Origin of the sequence: Qipengyuania sp. 902 (assembly GCF_051195295.1) — a bacterium.
Lineage (GTDB): Bacteria > Pseudomonadota > Alphaproteobacteria > Sphingomonadales > Sphingomonadaceae > Qipengyuania.
In genome coordinates, this window is record NZ_JBNJLJ010000002.1 from 393,648 (window position 1) to 415,910 (window position 22,263).

A 22,263-nucleotide genomic window follows, 5' to 3' on the forward strand; every position below is an offset into this window, starting at 1 on the left:
AAGATTTATGACCGACCAGAAACTCGACCCACAGATCCACGTCCACGAACTCGGTAGCCGTGCTCGCGACGCTTCGCGCAAGCTGGCGATCGCGGGGACCGACCAGAAGAACCTCGCCCTGCGTGAGGCAGCCAAGGCGCTGCGTTCGCGCATGGCGGAACTTCTCGAAGCCAATGGCAAGGATGTCGACAGCGTGGCTGGCAGCAAGCCCGAGAGCTTCATCGACCGCTTGCGTCTGACCGAAGACCGCGTCGAAGGCATGGCCTCCGCGCTGGAAGAGATCGCCGATCTCGACGATCCCGTGGGCCGCGTTCTGGCGACCTTCGACCGCCCGAACGGCCTCGAAATCCAGCGTGTCGCCGTGCCCATCGGCGTCATCGGCATGATCTACGAAAGCCGCCCGAACGTCGGCGCGGATGCGAGCGCCCTGTGCCTCAAGAGCGGCAATGCTGTCATCCTGCGCGGTGGATCGGAAAGCCGCCATTCGACGCGCGTGATCGTCGAGTGCATGCAGGCCGGCCTCAAGGCTGCGGACCTGCCGGGCGATGCGGTGCAGACGATCCAGACCACCGATCGTGCCGCCGTCGCTGCGCTGCTCGAAGCGGTCGAGCATGTCGATCTCGTCATCCCGCGCGGTGGGCGCGGCCTCGTCGAGCTGGTGCGCGACAAGGCGAAGGTTCCCACCCTCCTCCACCTCGACGGCAATTGCCACAGCTACGTCCACGAAGCCGCCGATCTCGACAAGGCGGCAGAGGTCATCCGCAACGCCAAGCTGCGCCGGACCGGCGTTTGCGGGGCCACCGAAAGCGTGGTGGTCGACAAGGCCGTGGCGCAGGATTTCATTCCCCGCCTCGTCGAGATTATGGGCAATGATTGTGAACTGCGTGGCGACGAAACTGCCGTGTCGATCGACGGACGCCTCACGCCTGCCACCGATGAAGACTGGGGCACCGAATATCTCGATCCTATCGCCTCGGTGAAGGTGGTGGACGGCATCGACGATGCGATCGAGTGGGTCTCGACCTACAGCTCGCACCATACCGACGCGATCATGACCGAGGACGATGCCGCGGCGAAGCGCTTCATGGACAGCATCGACAGTGCCATCGTCATGCGCAACGCCAGCACTCAGTTCGCCGATGGCGGCGAATTCGGCATGGGCGCGGAAATCGGCATCGCGACCGGCAAGATGCACGCCCGCGGGCCGGTCGGCCTGGAACAACTGTGCAGCTTTAAATACTTGGTCCATGGCAATGGGCAGACGCGGCCTGCCTGATGCGGCCATCACTCGGCGTTAACTATACTGTAAATCCTCCAGGCTAGATCGTTTACCGGTCTGGTTTTGGGGGATTTTCAGTATCATGCAGCAAATCCAATCGGACAGCGGCAAGATCGATGTCGGCGAGCGGCTGAAGTATTTCAACATCGGGCCGGCAGAACAGCAGCTCATCGCGCGCATCTGGGCCGAGGCCGAACCGCATCTCGACTGGATCATGGCCCCGATGGAGGAGCGCCTCTCGGCTCAGGTCCGCGATGGCGACCTGCCGCCCGACTTCGATGTTGCCGCCACGCTGGAAGCGATGCGCAAGTGCATGATCATGCACTTCGGCCGCACGATCGACGATACCTGGATGAAGGTTGCCGCCGGCGTCGGCAACTGGATCACCGAGAACAAGACCGATCCCTATCGCGTCATCGCCCTGATGCACCTCTCCTTCAACCGGGTGAAGGCGCTCGCAGTCGAGAACGCCGCCGATGCTGAGGAGCGGGCCGCACGATTGACCGTCCTCGGCGCGATCAACCATATGGCTTGCGAACTCGCTGTCGCCCGTGTCAATCGCATCGCGCGCTACAAGGAAGCCGACCGCCGCAAGGAAATCGCAGATCGCTTTCGCACCACCATCGCGGAGCTCGTCGGCCACGCCAACAAGCGCGGCAGCGCGGTGAGCAAGCTGGCCCAGCGTGCTCGCCGCTCCACCGCCTCCATGGCCACCAACGCCGCCGAGATCGCCGCCGCGGCTGAACAGTCCGCCAATGTGATGGGCAATGCCGCGCAGGAATCCGCCACGCTGGTCGAGAGCATCGACACCACCCGCCGCTCGGTCGGAGAGATCAGCCGCGTCAGCACCGATGCCGCGCGCGAGGCGGATGCGGCCGGCGAAGTCATCAACGCGCTCAGCCAGCACACCACCGAGATCGAGAGCGTCGTCGGCATGATCCGCCAGGTCGCCGACCTCACCCGCATGCTCGCCCTCAACGCCACGATCGAGGCGGCGCATGCCGGCGAGGCGGGCCGCGGCTTCGCGGTCGTCGCCGAGGAAGTGAAGTCGCTCGCCAAGCAGACCGAGGTCGCCACCGACGAGATCGTCCGCCAGGTCGAGGGCATCCAGTCCTCCGGCGGGCGCACGGTCCAGGCCAACCTCGCCATCGCGCAGAGCATCGGCCAGGTCTCGCAGACCACCTCCAGCTTCGAACGCACGATGGAGGCGCAGTCGGGCCAGGTCACGACCATCGCCAGCATGATCGACGAGACCGCGATGACCGCGCGCACCATGGCCGAGACCATCGCCGCCGTCAGCGCCTCTGCGCAGGAGATCGACGAGAAGGCCGTGCGGGTAGAGGACATGTTCGCCACGATCACCGGCGAGCTCGGCCAGCTCGAGGTCGCGGTAGCCGAATTCCTCCACGATATCGCGGCGTAGTCTGTTTGGCCTCAAGCGCCGGCGGCCGCGTACGCAGCCTTAGGCTATCCTCGCTCACGCGACCTGAAGGTCGCATCGCTGCGGGCGGCCGTGCAGGTGGCCTTTGGCCAGCTGCGTCTTCGACTGCGCTTCCGGCCTTGCCGGGCCTCCGCCGGCCCGGATCCAGCGCTAGTCTATCCTCTCCTAGAGAACCGAGGCGTAGCCGAGGCAAGGGCGACCGCCCGCCCGCAGCGGGTGCAGCTTGCTGCACATCTAGCGAGGACGCGCCCGCGGATGCGGGTGCGCAAAACAAAAACTCCTCTCCCCCTCCCCCTCTCCCACCCCCCCATTTTCCTACACGCCCGAAATCTGCTTCACGCTCGCGGATGACCCGACGCACAGACCCCCGCGAGACCCGCCTCCCCGTTCCGGCAGGCGAGCTTCCCGCCTTCACCCCCGTCCCCCGCCAGACCAATCGGCATGATGGCTGGACCGACGACCGCCAGCGCCGCTTCATCGAAGCGCTCGCCGATACCGGCAGCGTCGAGGCCGCCTGCCGCGCGGTCAACATGAGCACCGTCGGCGCCTATCACCTGCGCCGCCAGAAAGGCGCGGAGAGCTTCCGCAAGGCCTGGGCCGCCGCGCTCGACCTCGGCGTGCAGCGGATCGAGGATGTCGCGATGGACCGCGCGCTCAACGGCGTGGAGGTGCCGGTGTACTCTTATGGCAAGCTGATCGGCAGCCGCACCGCATATAACGACCGCCTGCTGATGTTCATGCTCCGCAACCGCGCGTCCGAGCGCTTCACCGAAGGCCGCGCAAAAGGCCCGGACGCGGTCGGCAAAATGGAGCTGGAGCGCAAGAAGAAGGAATGGCGCGCCGAATGGGAGGCCGAGCGCAAGCAAGTCTCCCCCGACCAAATCCGCGCCACCCTCGACCGAAAGGTCGAGGAATACCGCCAGAAGATCATCGACCGCGATCGCCGCGAGAGTCCCCGCGTGAAAGCCCTGCGCGCCGAAGTCGAAGCCGCCATCGAAGCCGACCGCGCCGCCGGCTACGACTGCACCCGCGATCCGGAACACGAACTCTATATCGACCCCGCCGCCGAGAAACATTCGGAGGACAAGGACGAGCCGACCGCCCTACCCCCACCGGGCTGGTGCAAGCGCGAGGTGAAGGAGAGCGAGGACACCGGACCGAGGGTGCGGACGCTGAAGGATGAGGGATGGGATTGATCGGAACTAGGTAGCCGACTGCGTAGTCCTACGAAGCCACCTCGCAACCATTTCTCGCTACGTGCCTCCTACTTCGTGAAGGGGGCACATGAGTTCGCGCAATTTCGATCAGGCTTTGCGCCTTGTGGCTGCCGATATTCAGGAGGCTGGCCGGAAGCTGCAAGCGCTGTCGGCAGAGCCTCGCTTCGCGGGGCGCAAGGTGTACGATCTCCATACAATCAAGCTGCACGCCTCCGCGCTGGCGCTGATCGCCCGCCGGGAGCATCACGCCCGCCGCGTACGTGAAGAACTGATCCCGAGCGCTCACTTCGGCGAGCCCGCATGGGATCTCTTGCTCGATCTGTTTGCGAATTCCGTTGTCGGGAAGGACATCCCCAAGAATGCTGCGCAGATAGCAGCACATTGCCCGCCTACCACCGCGCTTCGCTATATCGAACAGCTTGAAAATGAAGGGATGATATCAGAGCGCAAGTCCGAGGAAGATGGCCGCGTCCTCCTTATGCGGCTGACCGATGAAGCTTTGGTCAGTGTAGGTTCCTACCTTCTGAATATTTCAGGCCTGGCGGAAGACGACGAGATGCCGGTCAAGGATTAGTGCTTAAAGCAATGCTCCCGATGCCAAGCGATGAATTGGTGATGGGGCTTATCTGACTCTCTTGCAGGGACCAGCGCCTTGACGGTTCTATTGATGTTGCCTTCAACGCTAGCTGGGTCATTCACCTGTCTTGAAACCATGATGTCGAGCTCGTCCGACAGGCCGATCAATCCTCGGTCGAACATCCAATGCGCAGTGCCCGATAACGCAAGGCCGTTGCGCACGCTGTCAGGGCCGCCATGCTCGACCGGGCGGATGTGCGCGGCCTGCGCTTCCAAGCGACCGCCACCATTGACTAGCTTCCAGCCTGTCACCGCGCAGCGGCCATCATAGGCGTGCATCACGGCGCGGCGGAAAGCGCGGTCGCGGAATGGCTTGGAGACGAGCGACTGGACGATGGGCCGCTTGATTTCGAACGGGGTCTGATGCTCGCGGACGCGGTTGTCCTCGACCACTTCGTCATCGCTTCGAGGCAAGAAGTCCTCATCCGGCAGGCCGAGCGAGATGATACGAGCAAAGTCGGAAGGCGATAGCGGGCGGACGGCGGCTTGGGCACGGCCAGATACTTTGCCTTCTTCGTTGAGAACTCCGCGCTCAACCTGCTCGCCATTCACGATATGCGGCACGGTCGGTTCGAAAGGCAGATAGCTGCCCCTCTCGATGATCGCACGATAGCGGTCAGGCTCTGTCGGATCAGGAATGATTTCCTCGACCTTCGCCACCGCGAAGAAGCCCTTGGACTTCGAAATCTTGACCGGCTCGCGATAAACGATCCAGTCGCCGACCATTTGCTGGGCGCGACTGAGATAGCTTTTCGGAAACTGGTAATGCACCTCGGGAATGTCGTCGTAGATCGACCCATCCTTGTGCATGAAAACGCCGAAGGTCACTTCAGAAGTCCTGAATCTGTGAACCTACTTACTCACTTCCGGCTCGACTAATAGAGCGCCAAATTGTGATTCAATCGGATCAGCCTTCTTCCTCGCAACATCCTTTTTATATTGGGCTAAAATTCGCGCAGCAGTAGCCTCACACCACTTTTTACTCTTCAGATTAGTCTTATGATCGAATACCTCATCGTCTTCAGCGGCAACCTCAGCATTGAGATCGTTCGCCGCAGCTACCGCCAAGTCCGAAAAAGCAGAAACAAAATCGCTCAGTTTACCATTACTTACTACCCTATCGAGATTTGCTAAAACCTTTTCGCCAATGGGGTCAGATCGAATTATCGAAGCGACAAGGTAGGCAAGGTAGTATCTCGTCAAGGTGTAGTTTGCGAAAGCATCGTTGTCGATTTCAGACAGTGCGGGTACTACCGAGCGGAAAGCCTCGAAGAGCGCGTAGATCTTTGAACCGTTGACGGTCGGTCGAGCGAAGATATCTGAGTAAAGCTGATCCATCACCTTGTATTTTTGGTGACAACTCCATGGCTCGCCCAAATCGAGGGCCAACAAAACGAGACCAGCTATTTCGTTATGGATTACCTCCTTCCCTTTATTATCTTCACCCTGCTTTATCTCGTACGCGACCTTGCCACCAGTCGCCTCGTCCACCTCCGCTTTCAGTCTTTTTTGAATATTCTCGTTTGACTTGAGATCCCTAGCCTTAATGGCATTCTGATTGTTGCTGTTGCGGGTTATCTTTTGAGAAAGAGCTACATCACCCTTCACCTCGATCAGCTTTACTAGAATTTTGAGATCGTCTGATAGTTTTGACTTTTCGGCCAGCAACGATGTTAAACTTTGCGCCCCGTTCACGACCACATATTCTTTGATGTTTATTTTCTCGCTATCTTCGGCAGTTATCTCCGCACAAAGAACATTTATTCCATTATGGTATAATGGAAAGTTAGCATGCTCATCCTTCTTCCTTACACTTTCGCGTAAGCTGCGATTGACTTTGGTATTTCCAAGCGACGAACGAACATTCTGCTCAAAAAGCTTTCCATCAGAGATCCCCGACATTTTCACGATGTTGAGAGCGGGGGGCTAAAAAGATACGAGCAGACGCCCCGCCGGCGTCATACGCGATTACCTCACTGTCTGAGACATCGAACCAAAATTCCTCCGATATGCCGCCATCCACCACCAAATCGACATACTCTCGGGAAATAGCTTCGGCGTCGTAAAGTTCGATGTTATCGATTTTCTGGAGATAGGCTCGCGCATCATCATTTGCGGGGATATTTGTAATGAACACGCCTTGAACCGTGTATCCAGCGTCAACTTTTTTAGCGACATCGTTGCGATTGAGTGACTGCTTGAGACGCTCATTCTTAGTCTCGTCGGCCAACTGACCAACCTTCTCGCCGCTGGTGAACTGCACGAGCGTCCCGGAGAACTCCTTTAAATCAGTATCGCCAAGAGTCGCTGCATCACTGGTTTTTGTCTTGGCCTGAACAATAAAAATCGTTTCGGCTATGTCATCGACGTAAATCGCGTCCACGCCTTTATCATGCTTCGCATCTACCGCCGCATCATCGGCCTGGAATTCATCTAACCGTAAAAGATGCTCGAGAAACCAACGCAGGAAACGGCCCGAAAAGTCGGATGCTCGATTATCATAATATTTCAGATGAGATTTTGCGAAACTCGAATGCTTTAGATCATCAGCTTCCATTGCATCCTCCGGATGAGACAAATCGGTTCTGCTTCAACGCGATGACAAAGGCAATGTCGCATTCAAAATAGAATGCCACTAAAATAGCTTGGCCTGGTCTCCCGTGCGGCCATCCTTCATATCGAGGACAGGACTATTCTTCACCCATCCGCAGCGCAGCGATGAAGGCTTCCTGAGGGATCGAGACGTTCCCGTATTCCCTCATCCGGGCCTTGCCCTTCTTCTGCTTTTCCAGCAGCTTTTTCTTGCGCGTGATGTCGCCGCCGTAGCATTTGGCGGTCACGTCCTTGCGCAGGGCGGCGATGGTCTCGCGGGCGATGATCTTGCCGCCGATCGCGGCCTGGATCGGGATCTTGAACAGGTGGCGCGGGATGAGGTCTTTCAGGCGCTCGCACATGCCGCGGCCGCGTTCTTCCGCAACGCTGCGGTGGACGATCAGTGATAGCGCGTCGACCGGCTCGTTGTTGACGAGGATGTTCATCTTCACGAGGTCGCCTTCGCGCAGGCCGATCTGTTCGTAATCGAAGCTGGCATAGCCGCGGCTGATCGATTTCAGGCGGTCGTAGAAGTCGAACACTACTTCATTCAGCGGCAGCTCGTAGCTCACCTGCGCGCGGCCGCCGACATAGGTGAGGTCGGTCTGGATGCCGCGGCGGTCCTGGCACAGTTTCAGGATCGCGCCGAGATATTCGTCGGGCGTGTAGATCACCGCCTTGATCCACGGTTCCTCGACCGTTTCGATCCGGTTGACGTCGGGCCAGTCGGCGGGGTTGTGGATGTCGATGGTCTTGGCGTCCTCGTTCTTCGTGTGGCCGAGGTGTACGCGGTAAACCACGGAGGGGGCCGTGGTGATAAGGTCGAGGTCGTATTCGCGGGAGAGGCGTTCCTGGATGATTTCCAGGTGCAGCAGGCCGAGGAAGCCGGCGCGAAAGCCGAAGCCCAGCGCGGCGGAGCTTTCCATCTCGTAGCTGAAGCTGGCATCGTTGAGGCGCAGCTTGCCGATGCTTTCGCGCAGCTTCTCGAAATCCGCCGCGTCGACCGGGAAGAGGCCGCAGAAGACCACGGGCTGGACTTCCTTGTAGCCCGGCAGTGCCTTCTCCGCCCCGCCCTTCAGCGTGGTGATCGTGTCGCCGACCTTGGCCTGTTCCACTTCCTTGATCTGCGCGGTGATGAAGCCGATCTCGCCCGGGCCCAGTTCGAGCAGGTCCGTGCGCTTGGGGGTGAAGCAGCCGACGCGGTCGATCAGGTGCTGCGTGCCGCCCTGCATGAACTTGACGTTGAGGCCCTTCTTGATGACCCCGTCCATAACCCGCACGAGGATGACGACGCCGAGGTAGGGGTCGTACCAGGAGTCGACGAGCATGGCCTTGAGCGGCGCGTCGCGGTCGCCCTGTGGAGGCGGGATGCGGGCGACGAGCGCCTCCAGCGTGTCCTCGATCCCGATGCCGGACTTGGCGGAGGTGAGGACGGCGTCCGATGCGTCGAGGCCGATGATGTCTTCTATCTCGGCGCGGACCTTGTCGGGCTCGGCGGCGGGGAGGTCGATCTTGTTGATGACGGGGACGATCTCGTGATCGTGCTCGATCGACTGGTAGACATTGGCGAGCGTCTGGGCTTCGACGCCCTGCGCGGCGTCCACCACCAGCAGCGCCCCTTCGCACGCGGCGAGGGAGCGGGAGACCTCATAGGCGAAGTCGACATGGCCGGGCGTGTCCATGAGGTTGAGCTCATAGGTCTCGCCATCCTTGGCGGTATAGTCGAGGCGCACGGTCTGGGCCTTGATGGTGATCCCGCGCTCCTTCTCGATGTCCATGTTATCAAGCACTTGCTCGGACATCTCGCGATCGGTCAGCCCGCCGCAATGCTGGATCAGCCGGTCGGCCAGCGTCGACTTGCCATGGTCGATATGGGCTATGATCGAGAAATTGCGGATCTTCGAAAGGTCAGTCATCGCCCGCGCAATTAGCGACGAACCAGACCCGTGTCAGCAGCAATGCGTGTAGGAAAGTGCTTTTTGCCAGAGCCCAGGTTCACGGCGAGGATCAGTACGTTCCAAGTCTGCTTAGTTCAGGCGCTTCGTTTATCGAATGCCTAACATCCTAATGGAAATCACGCCGCTTGCTGCTTCGGCGCATTCGCCGAGAGCTTGAACTGAGCGTAGGACCCGCTGGCCGCCAAGCCGCTAGCCGGAGCGTATTTGCCCGGCGGCAGGGCCTGCAGCGGCGCACCGGCAGTTGCCAGCTCGTAGGGACTCACCCGATGGCGGGTGCACAGCCCCCCTGCCCCATCGTCGACCAGTTCCTGCTCGAATTCCACACCCTGCGTGTCATCCATCGAGCGGCGCACGGTGCATACTGCGAGCTGTCCTTGCCCGAAGTCCAGCACGAACATGGTCCCGGCAGGCACATCCTCCAGGCCCTGGATCATCGCCCCGGTGCGCGAGAGATTCCGCAGCGTCACATCGTAATAATGGTCCTCGTGAATAAGGCCGATCTTGCGGAAGACCGTACGACGGGTCGCACGTTGGGTACCCGCATCGCTGGGAGCAATAGTCCAGTCGCCGTCAGCAATGTCTTCGAGCACCTGCTCCGCCGTCAGCGCGCCCGAGTAGACGAAGCCGCAGGCATGATAGACACCAAGCTGCTTCAGTTCTTTCATCAGCTTCATCGCATGGACGCCGGAAGCAACGGTTTCCATCCCCATGGCACCTGCGAGCGCTACGACGGCGCGGACGAGTTCGATATCGCCGAGTTCGTTGCCCATGACGGGTTCGAAGAATTCCTCGCCGATCCTGAGCGCGTTCAGCGGCGCCCGGCGAAGATAGCTGAGCGAAGACAGGCCGCTTCCGAACTGGTCGAGCGTGAGGCGCACACCAAGCTTGAATAGCCGCGCGAGCGCTGCATCGACCTTCGAACCATCGCCCAGAAGGACCGATTCCGGCAGTCGCAACTCGAGCCGTGCAGGATCGAGATCGGTCGCCTCCAGCGCCTGCTCGACGGTGTCGACAAAGCCGCTGGTCTCGAATTGCACCGGAGAGATTTGCAAAGAAACGATCAGTGAATCCGGCCAATTCATCGCATCTTCGCAGGCCTTTCGCAGGCCCCATTCCCCGATCGGTACGATCAGCCGGCTGCCTTCCGCCACCGGCAGGAAAGTCTCCGGCTCAACACGTCCCCGATCCTCATCGGACCAGCAGTATTGCGCTTCGAGCGCCGTGACACGGTTGTCCACCAGCGACACGACGGGCTGGTATTCCAGCGTGAAATGGCCAGCCTCGATGGCCTCTGCCAGGTCCTCTTCCATCCGCTTGCGCAGCGTCGCTTCGTGCTCCAGATCGCCGGCATAGAAGCGGAACTGGCCGCGACCGCCATTCTTCGAGGCATAAAGCGCGAGGTCGGCTGCACGGGTCAGCTCCTCCCGTTCCACCCCGTCGTAAGGGGCGACCGCGATGCCGACCGAGCAGCCAATGGTGCAGCGGCCTTCCTCGACCGAATAGGGCTGGGAAAGGATCTGGATGATGCGCTTCGCGATCTCGCCCAATTCGCCGCGGTCGTCGAGGTCGGGAATGAGTATCTGGAATTCGTCGCCGCCAAGCCGGCCGATTTCGCCGCGGCCGGCCACAGCCCCGCGCAGGCGGTCGGCAACCTGTTGCAGCAGCTGGTCGCCGGCGGCATGGCCGAGCGTGTCGTTCACCTGCTTGAACTTGTCGAGGTCGAGCATCATCAGCGCTGCGGCGCGTTCGGCACTCTTGAAAGCATGCAGCGTAGAATCGATGCGCTGTTCCATGCGGTGGCGATTGGCGAGACCGGTAAGCGAGTCGTATTTGGCGAGGCGATTGGCTTCTTCTTCCGCAACGAATTCCTCGGTCACATCGATCGCGGTACCGCGGAAGCCAAGGAAGTCGCCGGCAGCGTCGTAGAGGGGGCGGCCGCTGAGCCGCAACACTAGCTTGCCGCCGTCGGTTTCCGCCTTGACCGCCAGCCCCGAAAAGCTCTTGCGCGTGCCGAGCTTGAGGCCGAGCGAGCGTCCGTCGATCTCGCCTTCGACCGGCGAGAAAACGTGCTGCATCGGCTTGTGGACCAGCGCGGCGAAATCCTTGCCGACAGCCTCAACGATCCAGCGGCTGAGATAGGCCACATTGCCTCGGCCATCGGTAGTCCAGAAGCCATAAGCGCCGCTGTCTTCGATTTGCTCGACGACGGCAGTCTTTTCGTCGGCACTCACGCCATCGGGAGACACGCTGCTGCGCGCGCCCGAAGGCTTCTTTCCCTTGAAGAGTTCCGAGAAGGGCATCGCCCCCATACTCTGCTTACCTCACGGCAATGACGTTATGAATACGAGCTAGCCGACAATGGTTATTTTTTGGCTAACACCGACCAGCCACGACTTGGTTCGAAGGGTTATTTCTTCCGCGATGAGGAGCTGTCGACTTGAAGGAAACTCCGGGGCCTCATGCCGCCACCCGACATCTCGAGCTTGAGCAACTCGTACGGGTCCTCGGGCAGGCTTGCCAGCGGCTTGCCGGCTGCCTCTATCTGATAGGGCGATACGCGGTGGCGGGTACAGAGCCCGTCGGCACCATCGCTGATCAGCGGAGTCTCGAATTCCACACCCTGGATAGCCCCGTCGGACCGTCTGACGTTCGCAACGGCCAGCTGACCGCCACCGAGGTTGAGAACCACCGGCGTGTCGACCGGAACCTCAAGCAGTCCTTCGATCATGGCCCCTGTCTTCGAGAGATTGCGCAAAGTCACGTTATAGACGTGGTCGTCGTGGATCAGCTTGATCTTGCGGTAAACGGACTTGCGCTCGGCGCGATATTTGTCCGGCCCGCGGGGCTGGAAATGGATATCTCCCTGTTCGAGCCGCTGCAGCAGCTCTTCCTGACAGATTGCCTGCGAAAAGATGAACCCCTGAATGTGGCTCGCGCCCCTTTCGGTCACGAGAGTAAGTTCGTCCTTGGTTTCGACACCTTCCGCCACCGTTTCCATCTTCAGCGACTCTGCAAGGCTCACGATCGCCCTCATGATGGCGGGATTGTTGTTACCCTTCTCCGTAGCGCCGCGCACGAAGCTCTGGTCGATCTTGATCTTGTCGAACGGCGCATGTTGGAGATAGCTCAGAGAGCTGTAACCGGTGCCGAAATCGTCCAGGGCCAGGCGCACGCCGAGCCGCTTGAGTTCTTCGAATTTTTCCTGAGTCCTTTCGGCATCGCCGACGAAAACGCTCTCCGTGATTTCCAGCTCGAGGCGGTGGGGCTCGAGCGTGGTTTCCATCAGGATCGATTTTACGAGATCCGGGAAATCGTCGCGCGCAAACTGGATGGCCGACACGTTGACCGCGACCCGCAGGTCCATCGGCCATTCCTTGGCCTGGAAGCACACGCGGCGCAGGGCCCATTCGCCCAGTTCCCTGATGAGTCCGATATCCTCCGCGACGGGAATGAAGATACCGGGCGAAATGAAGCCACGCTCTTCATGTTCCCACCGCATCAGCGCTTCGAGACATGTCAGCTTGTTGGTCTTCGATTCGACGATCGGCTGGTAATACATTTCCAGCGTATCGGCCTCGAGAGCGTCGCGCAGATCCTCTTCGATCTGACGCCGATGCTTCGCGCCGTCGGTGAAGTCGATGTGATAGAACCGGTATTGGCCGCGCCCGCCGCCTTTGGCCGCGTAAAGCGCAAGGTCGGCGGCTTTCACCAGTTCGTCGGTCTCGATCCCGTCATAGGGTGACACTGCGATACCGACAGAGGTCCCGATGACGGCGCGTGAGCCGCTGATCTGATAGGGCTGCGAGATCATCTGTATGAGCCGCTGGCCCAGTTCGCCCAGATCGCCGCGGTCGTCCATGTCGGGAATGATGATCTGGAACTCGTCGCCCCCAAGCCGTCCGATTTCGCCCCGGTTGCCGATGACCTTTTCGATGCGAGCGGCGACCTCTCTGAGCAGTTCGTCTCCGGCGGGATGGCCCAGCGTATCGTTAACCTGCTTGAAACGGTCGAGGTCCAGCATCAGCAGCGCACAACTGCGTTTGGAATTGCGGAACGCGGTGAGGATCGACGTCAGCCGCTTCGTCATCCGATGGCGGTTGGCAAGACCGGTCAGCGAATCGTATTGCGAAAGCCGCTCGGCATCCTTGGAGCTTTGGAAGGTTGCGGTGACATCCTTTGCGCTGCCCCGGTAGCCGACGAACTCCTGCTTGGCGTCGAATTGCGGCTTTCCTGCGATTTCCCACCATTGCACGCGGTTGCCGGCAATGACCTTGACGACCAGTTGCGAAATCGAATTACGGGCACCGAGCAGGAACGGCAGCGGTCGCTGGACCTGCTGGTCGAGGCTTTCGTCGGTCTCAGGCTCGAACACCTCGGTGAGCTGCTTGCCCATCAGGGAAGAGCCCTCTTCGCCGAGCTTTTCGATCGCGTTTTCGGACAGGTAGATCAGGCGGCCCTGACCATCCGTAGCCCAGAACCAGCCAAGGCCCGCATTCTCGAAGGAGTCCAGCAGCTGGACACGGCGCCGCAGATCGGCGTGGCTGATCAGTTTCAGCTCGCTTTCCGCTGCTTTTTCTTCGATCTCTTTTTTTGCCCGCGCGCCGCGCGAGAAAAAGCCAGCCATCGATTATTCCTATCCGCTCTTCGCCTGCCGGTTGCGACAGGCGCGAAATCCATGTGACTGCCCGTACTAGGACGAAATTCTTTCCAAACGGATAACCATGGAATGCCCTCCCCCCTGCGCGGGTCGGGCAGGTGCTTGCCAGCATCGGCAAGCTTGTGCAGTGTGACTGCGCGTTTCTCGGGGGAGGACCTTGATGCGGCATATCGCGATCGTGGGCTCGGGGCCTGCGGGCTACTACACGGCGGAAGCCGCAGCGAAGAAATGGGGCGAGGAAGTCCGGGTCGACGTGTTCGACCAGTTGCCGGTACCCTACGGCCTGATCCGGACGGGCGTCGCGCCCGACCACCAGTCGATCAAGCTCGTGTCGCGGCGATACGAGAAGACGGCCTTGTCGGATAACGTCCGCTTCGTCGGCAATGTATCGGTCGGCAGCGACGTTTCGATAGCGGAACTGCAGTCTCTCTATGACGCGGTCATCCTCGCCACCGGTGCGCCGAACGATCGGCAGCTGAACCTCGACGGACACGATCTTGCGAACGTCTTCGGCAGCGCGGCGTTCGTGGGCTGGTACAATGGCCATCCGCAGTTTGCCGGCCTGGCGCCAGACCTCTCCGGTCGGCATGCCGTGGTGATAGGCATGGGCAATGTCGCGCTCGATGTCGCGCGTATCCTCTCGAAATCTGAACAAGAGTTTGCAGGCTCCGACATCGTCGCCCATGCGCTCGATGCGCTGGCGGCGTCGAACATCGAGACCATAACGATCGTCGGCCGAAGGGGCCCGCACCAGATCATGATGACCCCCAAGGAGCTGGGCGAACTCATGCATCTCGAACGGGCGAGCCCGCAGGTCGATACGGCCGATCTGCCACCGGTGGATGACGATGCGATCCTCGAACCCGGCCTGCGCAAATCGGTGACACTCCTGCGCGACTTCGCCGCAATCCCACAGAACATTCATGGCGAAAAACCGATAGCGATCGAGTTCGACTTCTTCGCCAGCCCCAAGGCCTTTCACGGCAAAAACGGTAAGGTCGCTTCGGTCGAGGTCGAGCGGACCAGGGTCGAAGCCGGACGTGCGGTGGCAACGGGAGAAGTCTACTCCACCCCTGCCGATCTGGTGGTGACATGCATCGGGTATCGCTCGTCGCCCATCGAGGGCGTCCCGTTCGACGAGCGGGCCGGCCGCTTCGCCAATGACGAGGGGCGGATCCTGCCCGGGCTCTATTGCGTCGGATGGGCGCGGCGCGGGCCGTCGGGCACGATCGGCACCAATCGCCCCGACGGTTATGCCGTAATCGAATTGGTCGAGGCGGACATTGGCACCGGTGATCGGAAGGCAGGCCGCGAAGGCTTCGACGAATTGGTCGAGACGCGCGGTCTCGACGTGGTGACCTTCCGGGACTGGCAGAACATCGAGCAGGCGGAAGAGGCCGCTGCCCGCGAAGGTGCACCGCGCGAGAAGTTCGTCGATGTCGCCAGCATGATCGCTGCGCGCGGGCCACTTTAGCCTGCTTGCATTCCGAACGCGGCGGTCGCATCACCCGGTGCTGCCGCAGGGTCAGAGAAGAAATACCTTTGGAGAGGAACGACACCGCCCATGCCGAAGCTTGAAGACGAAGCCGCTCAATCCACCAGCGCGCTTGGCCCCCTCGTCGGGCTGACCCGCGAAGACATTTTCGGTGCCGTCGCCGTGATGCTGCGCGAAACTGCGTCGGACCCCCAGCGCCTGATGAAGCACAGCCAGGACATGGGTCAGGACATGATCAAAATCATGACCGGCAAGAGCGACCTCGCCCCGCATCCCAAGGACAAGCGGTTCCAGGACCCGGCGTGGCAGTACAATCCCTTCATGCGCGCAGGCATGCAATATTACCTCGCCGTGCAGAAGGGCGCGGCAAAGTGGGTCGAGGAGCTCGAACTGGACGAGCTGGAGAAGGACCGGGCGAGGTTCGTTTCCAACATGATCATTGACGGCATCGCCCCGACGAATACGCTCCTCGGCAATCCCAGTGCACAAAAGATGGCGATCACCAGCGGTGGGTTGTCGCTGATCAAGGGCCTCAAGAACGCCTATGACGACATGGTCCACAACAAGGGCATGGTCAGCCAGGTGGACAAGAAGCCGTTCAAACTGGGTGAGAACGTTGCGACATCGAAAGGCTCGGTTGTCCTGCGCACCGAGATGATGGAGCTGATCCAGTACGCGCCGACGACCGACGAGGTCTACAAGATCCCGCAGCTCACCATCCCGCCGCAAATCAACAAGATGTACATTAACGATCTCTCGCCGGAGAAGTCGGTGGTGAAATACCAGCTCGAAAACGGCATCCAGACCTTCGTCATCAGCTGGAGGAACCCGTCGAAGGAACAGGGCCATTGGGACATGGCCGATTACGTCAATTCCTGCCGCGAGGCGATGGAGGCGGTCAGCAAGATTACCGGCAGCAAGAAAGTCAATGTCTCGGCCGGCTGTTCGGGCGGTCAGACCGCCTCGATGCTGGCCAGCAAGATGGCTTCGGACGAGGACGACCTGCTCGGCGCGCTGACGCTGATGGTGTGTGTGCTACACCCCAAGCAGAACGATATCGAGGCCGGCTCGCTCGTCAGCGAGAACGGCCTTGCGCTGGCCAAGCGCCGCGCTGCGAAGAAGGGCGTTATCAAGGGTGACGATCTCGCCCGCGGTTTCGCATGGCTCCGGCCCAACGATCTCGTCTGGAACTACGTGATCAACAACTACCTGCTCGGCCAGGATCCGCCCGCATTCGATGTGCTGTTCTGGAACGCCGATGCGACCAATCTGTCGGCCAGCCTGATGGGCGACTTCCTGACCGTCTACGAAACGCTCGCCTTCACGAAACAGGGCGAGGTCGAGATGGTCGACCACAAGATCGACCTGAGCAAGGTGACCAGCGACCTGTTCATCCTCGGCGGCGTTACCGACCACATCACCCCGTGGAAGGCGACCTATCGTTCGACCCGCCTGTTCGGCTCGAAAGACGTGACATACGTCCTCAGCCAGTCGGGCCACATGCAGGCGATCCTTAACCCGCCGGGCAATCCGAAGGCGAAGTATTTCGTCCAGAAGGACGGCAAGAAGAAGCTGCCCGAAACCGCCGACGAATGGCTGAAGGGCACGGAGGAAGTCGCCGGGAGCTGGTGGCCGTTCTGGATGGAATGGGTGCAGGCACGCGCGGGCGACACAAAAAAGGCGCCCGCAAAGCTGGGGAACAAGGACTACGAACCGCTGGACCCGGCCCCCGGTCTATACGTTATGGAAGCCTGTTGAATTGACGAAAGGTACCACTGCGTGACCGCATCCAGGACCGATCCCATGACCGCAACCATCGAGATGATGGAGGCTGGCGGGCGCACATTGCGTGTCGCGCATTGGCGGCTGGACGAGAAATCCGACCACCCGCCGATCCTGTTCTTCAACGGCATCGGCGCGAATATCGAGGCGGTTGCCCCGCTCGCGGAGCGCTTGACCGAACGCGGCTTCGTGATGTTCGACATGCCGGGCACGGGCGAGAGCCCCGATCCGACCGTGCCTTACAATCCCTTCACCATGAGCTGGACGGCAAACCAGATTCTCGACCAGCTCGGCCTCGGCGAGGTCGACGTTATGGGCGTCAGTTGGGGCGGCGCTATGGCGCAGCACTTCACGCTGCAATATCCCAAGCGCACCCGGCGGCTGGTGCTGGTTGCCACTACGGCCGGCATGTTGATGGTGCCCGGAAAGCCGGCGGCCCTTACCAAGATGGCCAATCCGCGCCGTTATATCGATCCTGACTTCATGAACGAGCATTTCATGACACTGTACGGCGGCATGACCAAGCGGGCCGGGAGCAAGGAAGACCACATCGGTCACCTCAAGCCGCCCTCCCCGCGCGGCTATTTCTACCAGCTGCTCGCCATGCTCGGCTGGACTAGCCTCCCCGCCCTGCCTTTCATGGCCAAGGAGGTGCTGGTGATGATGGGCGACGAGGATCAGATCGTTCCGCTGATCAACGGGCGCATTCTCGCCTCCGCCATTCCCAATGCACGGCTGGAGGTCTTCGAAGGTGGCGGACACCTCTTCCTGCTGACCCACGCGGACGAGAGCGTTGCAATGCTACGCGATTTCCTCGACGCGCCGGAAACCGAAGCGGAAGGCCGCCGCGCAGCCTGAGGGCGGCACGGCGGACCATCGGAAAGGACGAGCCAGACCGATGGAAATCGCCAATCCCGACCCGAACATCCGGCCTGCCTTCGCTCGCCCCCATACCGGCGAAGGCGGCGCGCTGAGCCGCACGGGCTTTGCCTGGGCGGTCTTCGAATGGGCACGCAATCCCTATTACATCCTCGTCGTCATCTACATTTTCGCGCCCTATTTCGCGCGGGACATTATCGGCGGCGATGTGCTTGCCAGCGGCACGCTCGATGGGTTGGAGCCGGACGAGGCGCTGGCTGAGGCGAATGCCATCGGTCAGGCGACTATCGCCAGCGTGACGAAATGGGCGGGCGTGATCGCAGCGCTGACCGCGCCCTTTCTTGGAGCCGCGCTGGACCGTGGCGGCAGGCTGAAACCCATCCTCGCCGTGTTCCTTGGCGTGATCGCACTGGCATCCGCGGGGCTGTGGTTCGCCATGGCCGGTGGCGAAGGGCTTTCTACTCCGGCGATCATGACCCTGCTGGTGGTGGCTTACGTCGGCTACACCTATTCGGAAGTGACGCACAATGCGATGCTGAGCGTCGCCGGAGAACCGCGCCGACTGGCGATGATATCGGGTCTCGGTCTCGGCCTCGGAAATCTTGCGGCGACACTGATCTTCATTGCCATCGCGCTGTTCTTCGTCCTGCCCGCGGCAGTCGGGTGGCCTTTCGCCGCCCCGCTGTTCGGCGTCGATCTGGAGCGGTTCGAGCACGCACGGCTCGTTGGCCCGATCTGTGCGGTCTGGCTGGCTGCGTTCTCGATCCCCTTCTTCCTGAACGCGAAAGACCCGGGACAACCGGGCGCCAGCTGGACCAACGCCTTCAGGGATGGAGCGCGCAGCGTTTTCCGCACTTTGCGCGAAGCGACGCGGTTCCGCGAGCTGATGAAGTTCCTCATCGCCCGCATGTTCTACGCCGATGCGATGGCGGCACTACTTGCGCTGGGCGCTGTCTATGTCGCGCTGTTCCTGCAGTGGAATTTCCTCGAGATGCTTTGCTACGCGATCTTCGCGAGCGCCTGCGCGTTCGGGGGCGGTATTTTCGGCGGCTGGCTGGAAGAGCGCGTCGGCGTGAAGACTGCACTGGCGCTCGAAATCCTCGCCATGGTCGTCACCGGCCTGGTGCAGCTGAGCATCACGCGCGAAAGCCTGTTTTTCGGGCTGGTGGAGAATGTCGAAGTCTGGGACGGCCTCGTATTCGCCACCCTTTCCGATCTCGTCTATCTCGGGCTGATCAGCGTGATCGCCATCACCGCCACGGCCAGCATCAGCTCCAGCCGGACCATGCTCGTCGCTCTCGCGCCGCCAGGCCGCAGCGGCGAATTCTTCGGTCTATATGCCATCGCCGGGACGATCACCGTCTGGATGGGCCCGTTGCTGGTCGAGCAGTTCACCCTCTGGTCGGGCGACCAGCGCATAGGCATGACCTCGATCCATTTGCTGTTCGCCATCGGCCTCGCGATCCTGCTGTCCGTCCGGATGCCCGAACGCTCCGTTTGAGAAGCGCTGGACAGATCGGTTGCAATGTGGAACCTTCTTACGCGGAGAGAGGAGCACACAATCATGCCCGCATTCGACCTTATTATTCGCAACGGCACCATCGTCGATGGTACCGGCAATACCCGCTTCACCGGCGATGTCGCCGTCAAGGACGGCCTGATCGCGCAAGTCGGCACGGTATCCGGCGACGCGGCCGAGGAAATCGATGCGGACGGCAAGCTGGTTACGCCCGGCTTCGTCGACATCCACACGCATTACGACGGGCAGGCGACGTGGGACCAGGAAATGGCCCCGTCGAGCTGGCATGGTGTCACTACGGTGGTAATGGGCAATTGCGGTGTCGGCTTCGCGCCCGCCCGGCCCGACAAGCATGAATGGCTGATCGGGTTGATGGAAGGCGTCGAGGACATTCCTGGCACCGCGCTGGCCGAAGGGATGGACTGGAACTGGGAGACCTTCCCCGAATATCTCGACGCGCTCGAAAAACTGCCGCGCACGGTGGACGTGGGCACGCACGTCCCGCACGGTTCGGTCCGCGCCTATGTGCTCGGCGACCGTGAACGGCCCGGCGCGATCCCGACCGATGAAGATATCAGGCAGATGGCCGCCATCGTCGAGGACGGCGTCCGCGCAGGTGCGCTAGGCTTCTCGACCTCGCGCACAGTGCTCCACCGGGATATCGACGGCGAAGTCGTTCCCGGGACCACGGCGACGAAGGAGGAACTCATCGAAATCGGGCGCGCCATGGGCCGCGCCGGTCACGGCGTGTTCGAGATGGCCAGCGACATGAAGCGCGAATGGGACGAGTTCGGCTGGATGGGCGCGCTCAGCCGCGAGACCGGCCTGCCCTGCACCTATGCCGCGCTGCAATCGATCGCCAAGGAAATGTCGCTCGACGAGCAGATCGAAAGCATGCGCGCGGAAAACGACAATGGCGCGAATATCGTTGCCCAGATCGCATTGCGCGGAAACGGTATCGTCATGGCGTGGCAGGGCACTGTCCATCCTTTCCGCTTCCGCCCGAGCTGGCAAGCGATCGAGGAACTGCCGTGGGAGCAGCAGAAGGCGAAACTGCTCGATCCCGACTTCAAGGCGCAGCTGCTGTCGGAGGAAAACGACCTCTCGGAGGTCAACCAGGACATCATCGGGCTGATCATGGTCGTGTGCCAGGGCTGGCCGATGCAGTTCGAGATGGACCCCGACTTCAATTACGAACCGACGGCGGAAGAAAGCATCGCCGCGCGGGCCGAGAAAGCGGGCAAGTCGGGCGAGGAATACGCCTACGACCTGCTTTGCCGGGACGAAGGCAAAGGCTTCATCTACCTGCCGATCCTCAATTACGCAGACGGCAATCTCGACTTCCTGATGGATCTCCAGCAGTCCGACGACACGGTCAATTCGCTCTCAGATGGCGGCGCACATTGCGGGACGATCTGCGATGCAGCCTCGCCCACCTTCATGCTGCAGCACTGGGTGCGCGACCGGGATCGCGGCACGATCAGCCTCGAGAATGCAATCAAGCGCCAGTGCAGCGACACCGCGCGGCTCTATGGCCTCGAGGATCGTGGTGTCATCGCGCCGGGCTATCTCGCCGATCTCAACATCATCGACATGGAACGGCTCAAGCTCGGCAAGCCGTGGCTCGCGTTCGATCTTCCCGCCGGCGGCAAGCGATTACTACAAAAGGCGGAAGGCTATGTCGCGACGATCAAGAACGGCAAGGTCACATTCCGCGAAGGTGAATGGACCGGCGAGACACCGGGCGGGCTGATCCGCGGCCCGCAGCGCGCCGAACTGGCGGAGGCAGCCGAATGAAAGCTATCCGCACCGGCGCTACTCCCTCCACGCTCGATGCTCTCGAACTGGTCGACATCGACGGCCCCGCCGATCCGGGACCGGGAGAGATTACGGTCGATATCAAGGCCAGCTCGCTGAATTATCACGACTATGCGGTCGTGAAGGGCATGATCCCGACCGAAGAGGGCCGCATCCCGATGTCCGACGGGGCCGGCGTGGTGACTGCGGTGGGCGACGGCGTGAGCGAATTTGCCGTCGGCGACCATGTGGTCTCGACCTTCTTCCCCGACTGGCTCACCGGCCCGCCTCCGCAGAGCGCTTTCACCCGCGTGCCGGGCGACGGTATCGACGGTTATGCACGGGAGGCGATCACCGCGCCGACGCACTGGTTCACCCGCGCGCCCGCCGGTTTCAGCCATGCCGAGGCCGCGACATTGACCTGCGCCGGCCTGACCGCATGGCGCGCGCTGTTCGTGGACTACGCCGTGAAGCCCGGCGATACCGTGCTCGTCCAGGGCACCGGCGGCGTGTCGATCTTTGCGCTGCAATTCGCGAAGGCGGCAGGGGCGACCGTCATCGCAACCAGCTCCTCCGACGAGAAGCTGGAGCGGGTGAAGGCGATGGGGGCCGATCACCTCATCAATTACAAGGAGGTCGAGGCCTGGGGGCCGAAAGCGCTCGAACTGACGGGCGGACGCGGGGTCGATTGCGTGGTCGAGATCGGCGGCGCGGGCACGCTCGACCAGTCGATGCTGGCGACGCGGGTCGGCGGGCATGTCGCGTTGATCGGCGTACTGGCGGGCATTGTCGGACCGGTTCAGACCGCCCTGCTCTTCTCCAAGAATCTGAAGGTCCAGGGCCTAACGGTCGGAAGCCGGAGCATGCAGCAGGACATGATCGCCGCCATCGAAGCGAACGGAATCGAGCCAGTGATCAGCGACACATTCGCGCTGGCCGACCTTGCCGATGCGTTTCGCCACCAGGAAAGCGGAAGCCACTTCGGCAAGATCGCAGTGGCAATCTGACCTC

At 61.4% G+C, this 22,263-nt stretch carries 16 protein-coding genes; 10 read left to right on the top strand and 6 right to left on the bottom strand.

Going from position 1 to position 22,263, the window contains the following annotated elements; translation table 11 throughout:
* Positions 1-7: 7 nt before the first annotated feature.
* From ACSH0F_RS06990 to ACSH0F_RS07005, 4 genes are all read left to right on the top strand, one after another.
* A complete protein-coding gene (locus ACSH0F_RS06990; protein WP_435201259.1) occupies positions 8-1,276 on the top strand; it encodes a glutamate-5-semialdehyde dehydrogenase in 1,269 nt (422 codons plus the stop codon).
* A gap of 85 nt (positions 1,277-1,361) precedes the next feature.
* The gene (locus ACSH0F_RS06995) at positions 1,362-2,702 is read left to right on the top strand and encodes a methyl-accepting chemotaxis protein (protein WP_435201261.1); all 1,341 of its coding nucleotides are present in this window, start codon (positions 1,362-1,364) and stop codon (positions 2,700-2,702) included.
* Positions 2,703-3,067: 365 nt separating this feature from the next.
* Complete coding sequence (locus ACSH0F_RS07000; protein ID WP_435201263.1) at positions 3,068-3,916, top strand: hypothetical protein; 849 nt, start codon at positions 3,068-3,070, stop codon at positions 3,914-3,916.
* An 88-nt stretch (positions 3,917-4,004) separates the two neighbouring features.
* Positions 4,005-4,511 (top strand): hypothetical protein, encoded by a 507-nt coding sequence (locus ACSH0F_RS07005; RefSeq protein WP_435201265.1) that lies wholly within the window; start codon positions 4,005-4,007, stop codon positions 4,509-4,511.
* Here the strand turns inward: ACSH0F_RS07005 and ACSH0F_RS07010 are convergent.
* The 6 genes from ACSH0F_RS07010 to ACSH0F_RS07035 form a co-directional block, all read right to left on the bottom strand.
* Positions 4,508-5,401, bottom strand: coding sequence for an HNH endonuclease (locus tag ACSH0F_RS07010; RefSeq protein ID WP_435201267.1), 894 nt, complete (start codon positions 5,399-5,401; stop codon positions 4,508-4,510). The two genes, ACSH0F_RS07005 and ACSH0F_RS07010, sit on opposite strands and share 4 nt — an antisense overlap.
* A gap of 24 nt (positions 5,402-5,425) precedes the next feature.
* Complete coding sequence (locus ACSH0F_RS07015) at positions 5,426-6,475, bottom strand: AIPR family protein (RefSeq protein WP_435201269.1); 1,050 nt, start codon at positions 6,473-6,475, stop codon at positions 5,426-5,428.
* Positions 6,459-7,130, bottom strand: coding sequence for a restriction endonuclease (locus ACSH0F_RS07020; RefSeq protein ID WP_435201271.1), 672 nt, complete (start codon positions 7,128-7,130; stop codon positions 6,459-6,461). The genes ACSH0F_RS07015 and ACSH0F_RS07020 overlap by 17 nt, the downstream gene beginning before the upstream one ends.
* Before the next feature lie 133 nt (positions 7,131-7,263).
* Entirely contained in the window at positions 7,264-9,081 is a 1,818-nt protein-coding gene (gene lepA, locus ACSH0F_RS07025) for a translation elongation factor 4 (protein WP_435201273.1), read from the bottom strand.
* A gap of 158 nt (positions 9,082-9,239) precedes the next feature.
* On the bottom strand, positions 9,240-11,423 hold the full coding sequence (locus tag ACSH0F_RS07030; RefSeq protein WP_435201275.1) for a sensor domain-containing protein: 2,184 nt from the start codon (positions 11,421-11,423) through the stop codon (positions 9,240-9,242).
* A gap of 107 nt (positions 11,424-11,530) precedes the next feature.
* Positions 11,531-13,747, bottom strand: coding sequence for a putative bifunctional diguanylate cyclase/phosphodiesterase (locus ACSH0F_RS07035; protein ID WP_435201277.1), 2,217 nt, complete (start codon positions 13,745-13,747; stop codon positions 11,531-11,533).
* A 193-nt stretch (positions 13,748-13,940) separates the two neighbouring features.
* Here ACSH0F_RS07035 and ACSH0F_RS07040 point away from each other — a divergent pair, with 193 nt between their 5' ends.
* From ACSH0F_RS07040 to ACSH0F_RS07065, 6 genes are all read left to right on the top strand, one after another.
* Positions 13,941-15,254 carry an FAD-dependent oxidoreductase gene (locus ACSH0F_RS07040; protein ID WP_435201279.1) on the top strand — a complete coding sequence of 438 codons (1,314 nt, stop codon included), beginning with the start codon at positions 13,941-13,943 and terminating at the stop codon, positions 15,252-15,254.
* 90 nt (positions 15,255-15,344) lie between these two features.
* The gene (locus tag ACSH0F_RS07045) at positions 15,345-17,033 is read left to right on the top strand and encodes a PHA/PHB synthase family protein (RefSeq protein WP_435201281.1); all 1,689 of its coding nucleotides are present in this window, start codon (positions 15,345-15,347) and stop codon (positions 17,031-17,033) included.
* A gap of 45 nt (positions 17,034-17,078) precedes the next feature.
* Positions 17,079-17,915: an alpha/beta fold hydrolase gene (locus ACSH0F_RS07050; RefSeq protein WP_435201283.1), complete on the top strand. Its 837-nt coding sequence runs from the start codon at positions 17,079-17,081 to the stop codon at positions 17,913-17,915.
* 40 nt (positions 17,916-17,955) lie between these two features.
* Complete coding sequence (locus ACSH0F_RS07055; protein WP_435201285.1) at positions 17,956-19,437, top strand: MFS transporter; 1,482 nt, start codon at positions 17,956-17,958, stop codon at positions 19,435-19,437.
* Positions 19,438-19,500: 63 nt separating this feature from the next.
* The gene (locus ACSH0F_RS07060; protein ID WP_435201287.1) at positions 19,501-21,252 is read left to right on the top strand and encodes an N-acyl-D-amino-acid deacylase family protein; all 1,752 of its coding nucleotides are present in this window, start codon (positions 19,501-19,503) and stop codon (positions 21,250-21,252) included.
* Positions 21,249-22,259, top strand: coding sequence for a zinc-dependent alcohol dehydrogenase family protein (locus ACSH0F_RS07065; RefSeq protein WP_435201289.1), 1,011 nt, complete (start codon positions 21,249-21,251; stop codon positions 22,257-22,259). The genes ACSH0F_RS07060 and ACSH0F_RS07065 overlap by 4 nt, the downstream gene beginning before the upstream one ends.
* The last annotated feature ends 4 nt before the right edge of the window (positions 22,260-22,263 follow it).

Excerpts from the sequence above, each read along its gene's own strand:
- ACSH0F_RS07000 (WP_435201263.1), top strand. The coding sequence starts at position 3,068 with ATGACCCGACGCACAGACCCCCGCGAGACCCGCCTCCCCGTTCCGGCA.
- ACSH0F_RS07030 (WP_435201275.1), bottom strand. The coding sequence starts at position 11,423 with ATGCCCTTCTCGGAACTCTTCAAGGGAAAGAAGCCTTCGGGCGCGCGC.
- ACSH0F_RS07050 (WP_435201283.1), top strand. The coding sequence starts at position 17,079 with ATGACCGCAACCATCGAGATGATGGAGGCTGGCGGGCGCACATTGCGT.
- lepA (WP_435201273.1), bottom strand. The coding sequence starts at position 9,081 with ATGACTGACCTTTCGAAGATCCGCAATTTCTCGATCATAGCCCATATC.
- ACSH0F_RS06990 (WP_435201259.1), top strand. The coding sequence starts at position 8 with ATGACCGACCAGAAACTCGACCCACAGATCCACGTCCACGAACTCGGT.
- ACSH0F_RS07060 (WP_435201287.1), top strand. The coding sequence starts at position 19,501 with ATGCCCGCATTCGACCTTATTATTCGCAACGGCACCATCGTCGATGGT.
- ACSH0F_RS07045 (WP_435201281.1), top strand. The coding sequence starts at position 15,345 with ATGCCGAAGCTTGAAGACGAAGCCGCTCAATCCACCAGCGCGCTTGGC.
- ACSH0F_RS06995 (WP_435201261.1), top strand. The coding sequence starts at position 1,362 with ATGCAGCAAATCCAATCGGACAGCGGCAAGATCGATGTCGGCGAGCGG.
- ACSH0F_RS07005 (WP_435201265.1), top strand. The coding sequence starts at position 4,005 with ATGAGTTCGCGCAATTTCGATCAGGCTTTGCGCCTTGTGGCTGCCGAT.
- ACSH0F_RS07020 (WP_435201271.1), bottom strand. The coding sequence starts at position 7,130 with ATGGAAGCTGATGATCTAAAGCATTCGAGTTTCGCAAAATCTCATCTG.
- ACSH0F_RS07055 (WP_435201285.1), top strand. The coding sequence starts at position 17,956 with ATGGAAATCGCCAATCCCGACCCGAACATCCGGCCTGCCTTCGCTCGC.
- ACSH0F_RS07035 (WP_435201277.1), bottom strand. The coding sequence starts at position 13,747 with ATGGCTGGCTTTTTCTCGCGCGGCGCGCGGGCAAAAAAAGAGATCGAA.
- ACSH0F_RS07065 (WP_435201289.1), top strand. The coding sequence starts at position 21,249 with ATGAAAGCTATCCGCACCGGCGCTACTCCCTCCACGCTCGATGCTCTC.
- ACSH0F_RS07040 (WP_435201279.1), top strand. The coding sequence starts at position 13,941 with ATGCGGCATATCGCGATCGTGGGCTCGGGGCCTGCGGGCTACTACACG.
- ACSH0F_RS07015 (WP_435201269.1), bottom strand. The coding sequence starts at position 6,475 with ATGTCGGGGATCTCTGATGGAAAGCTTTTTGAGCAGAATGTTCGTTCG.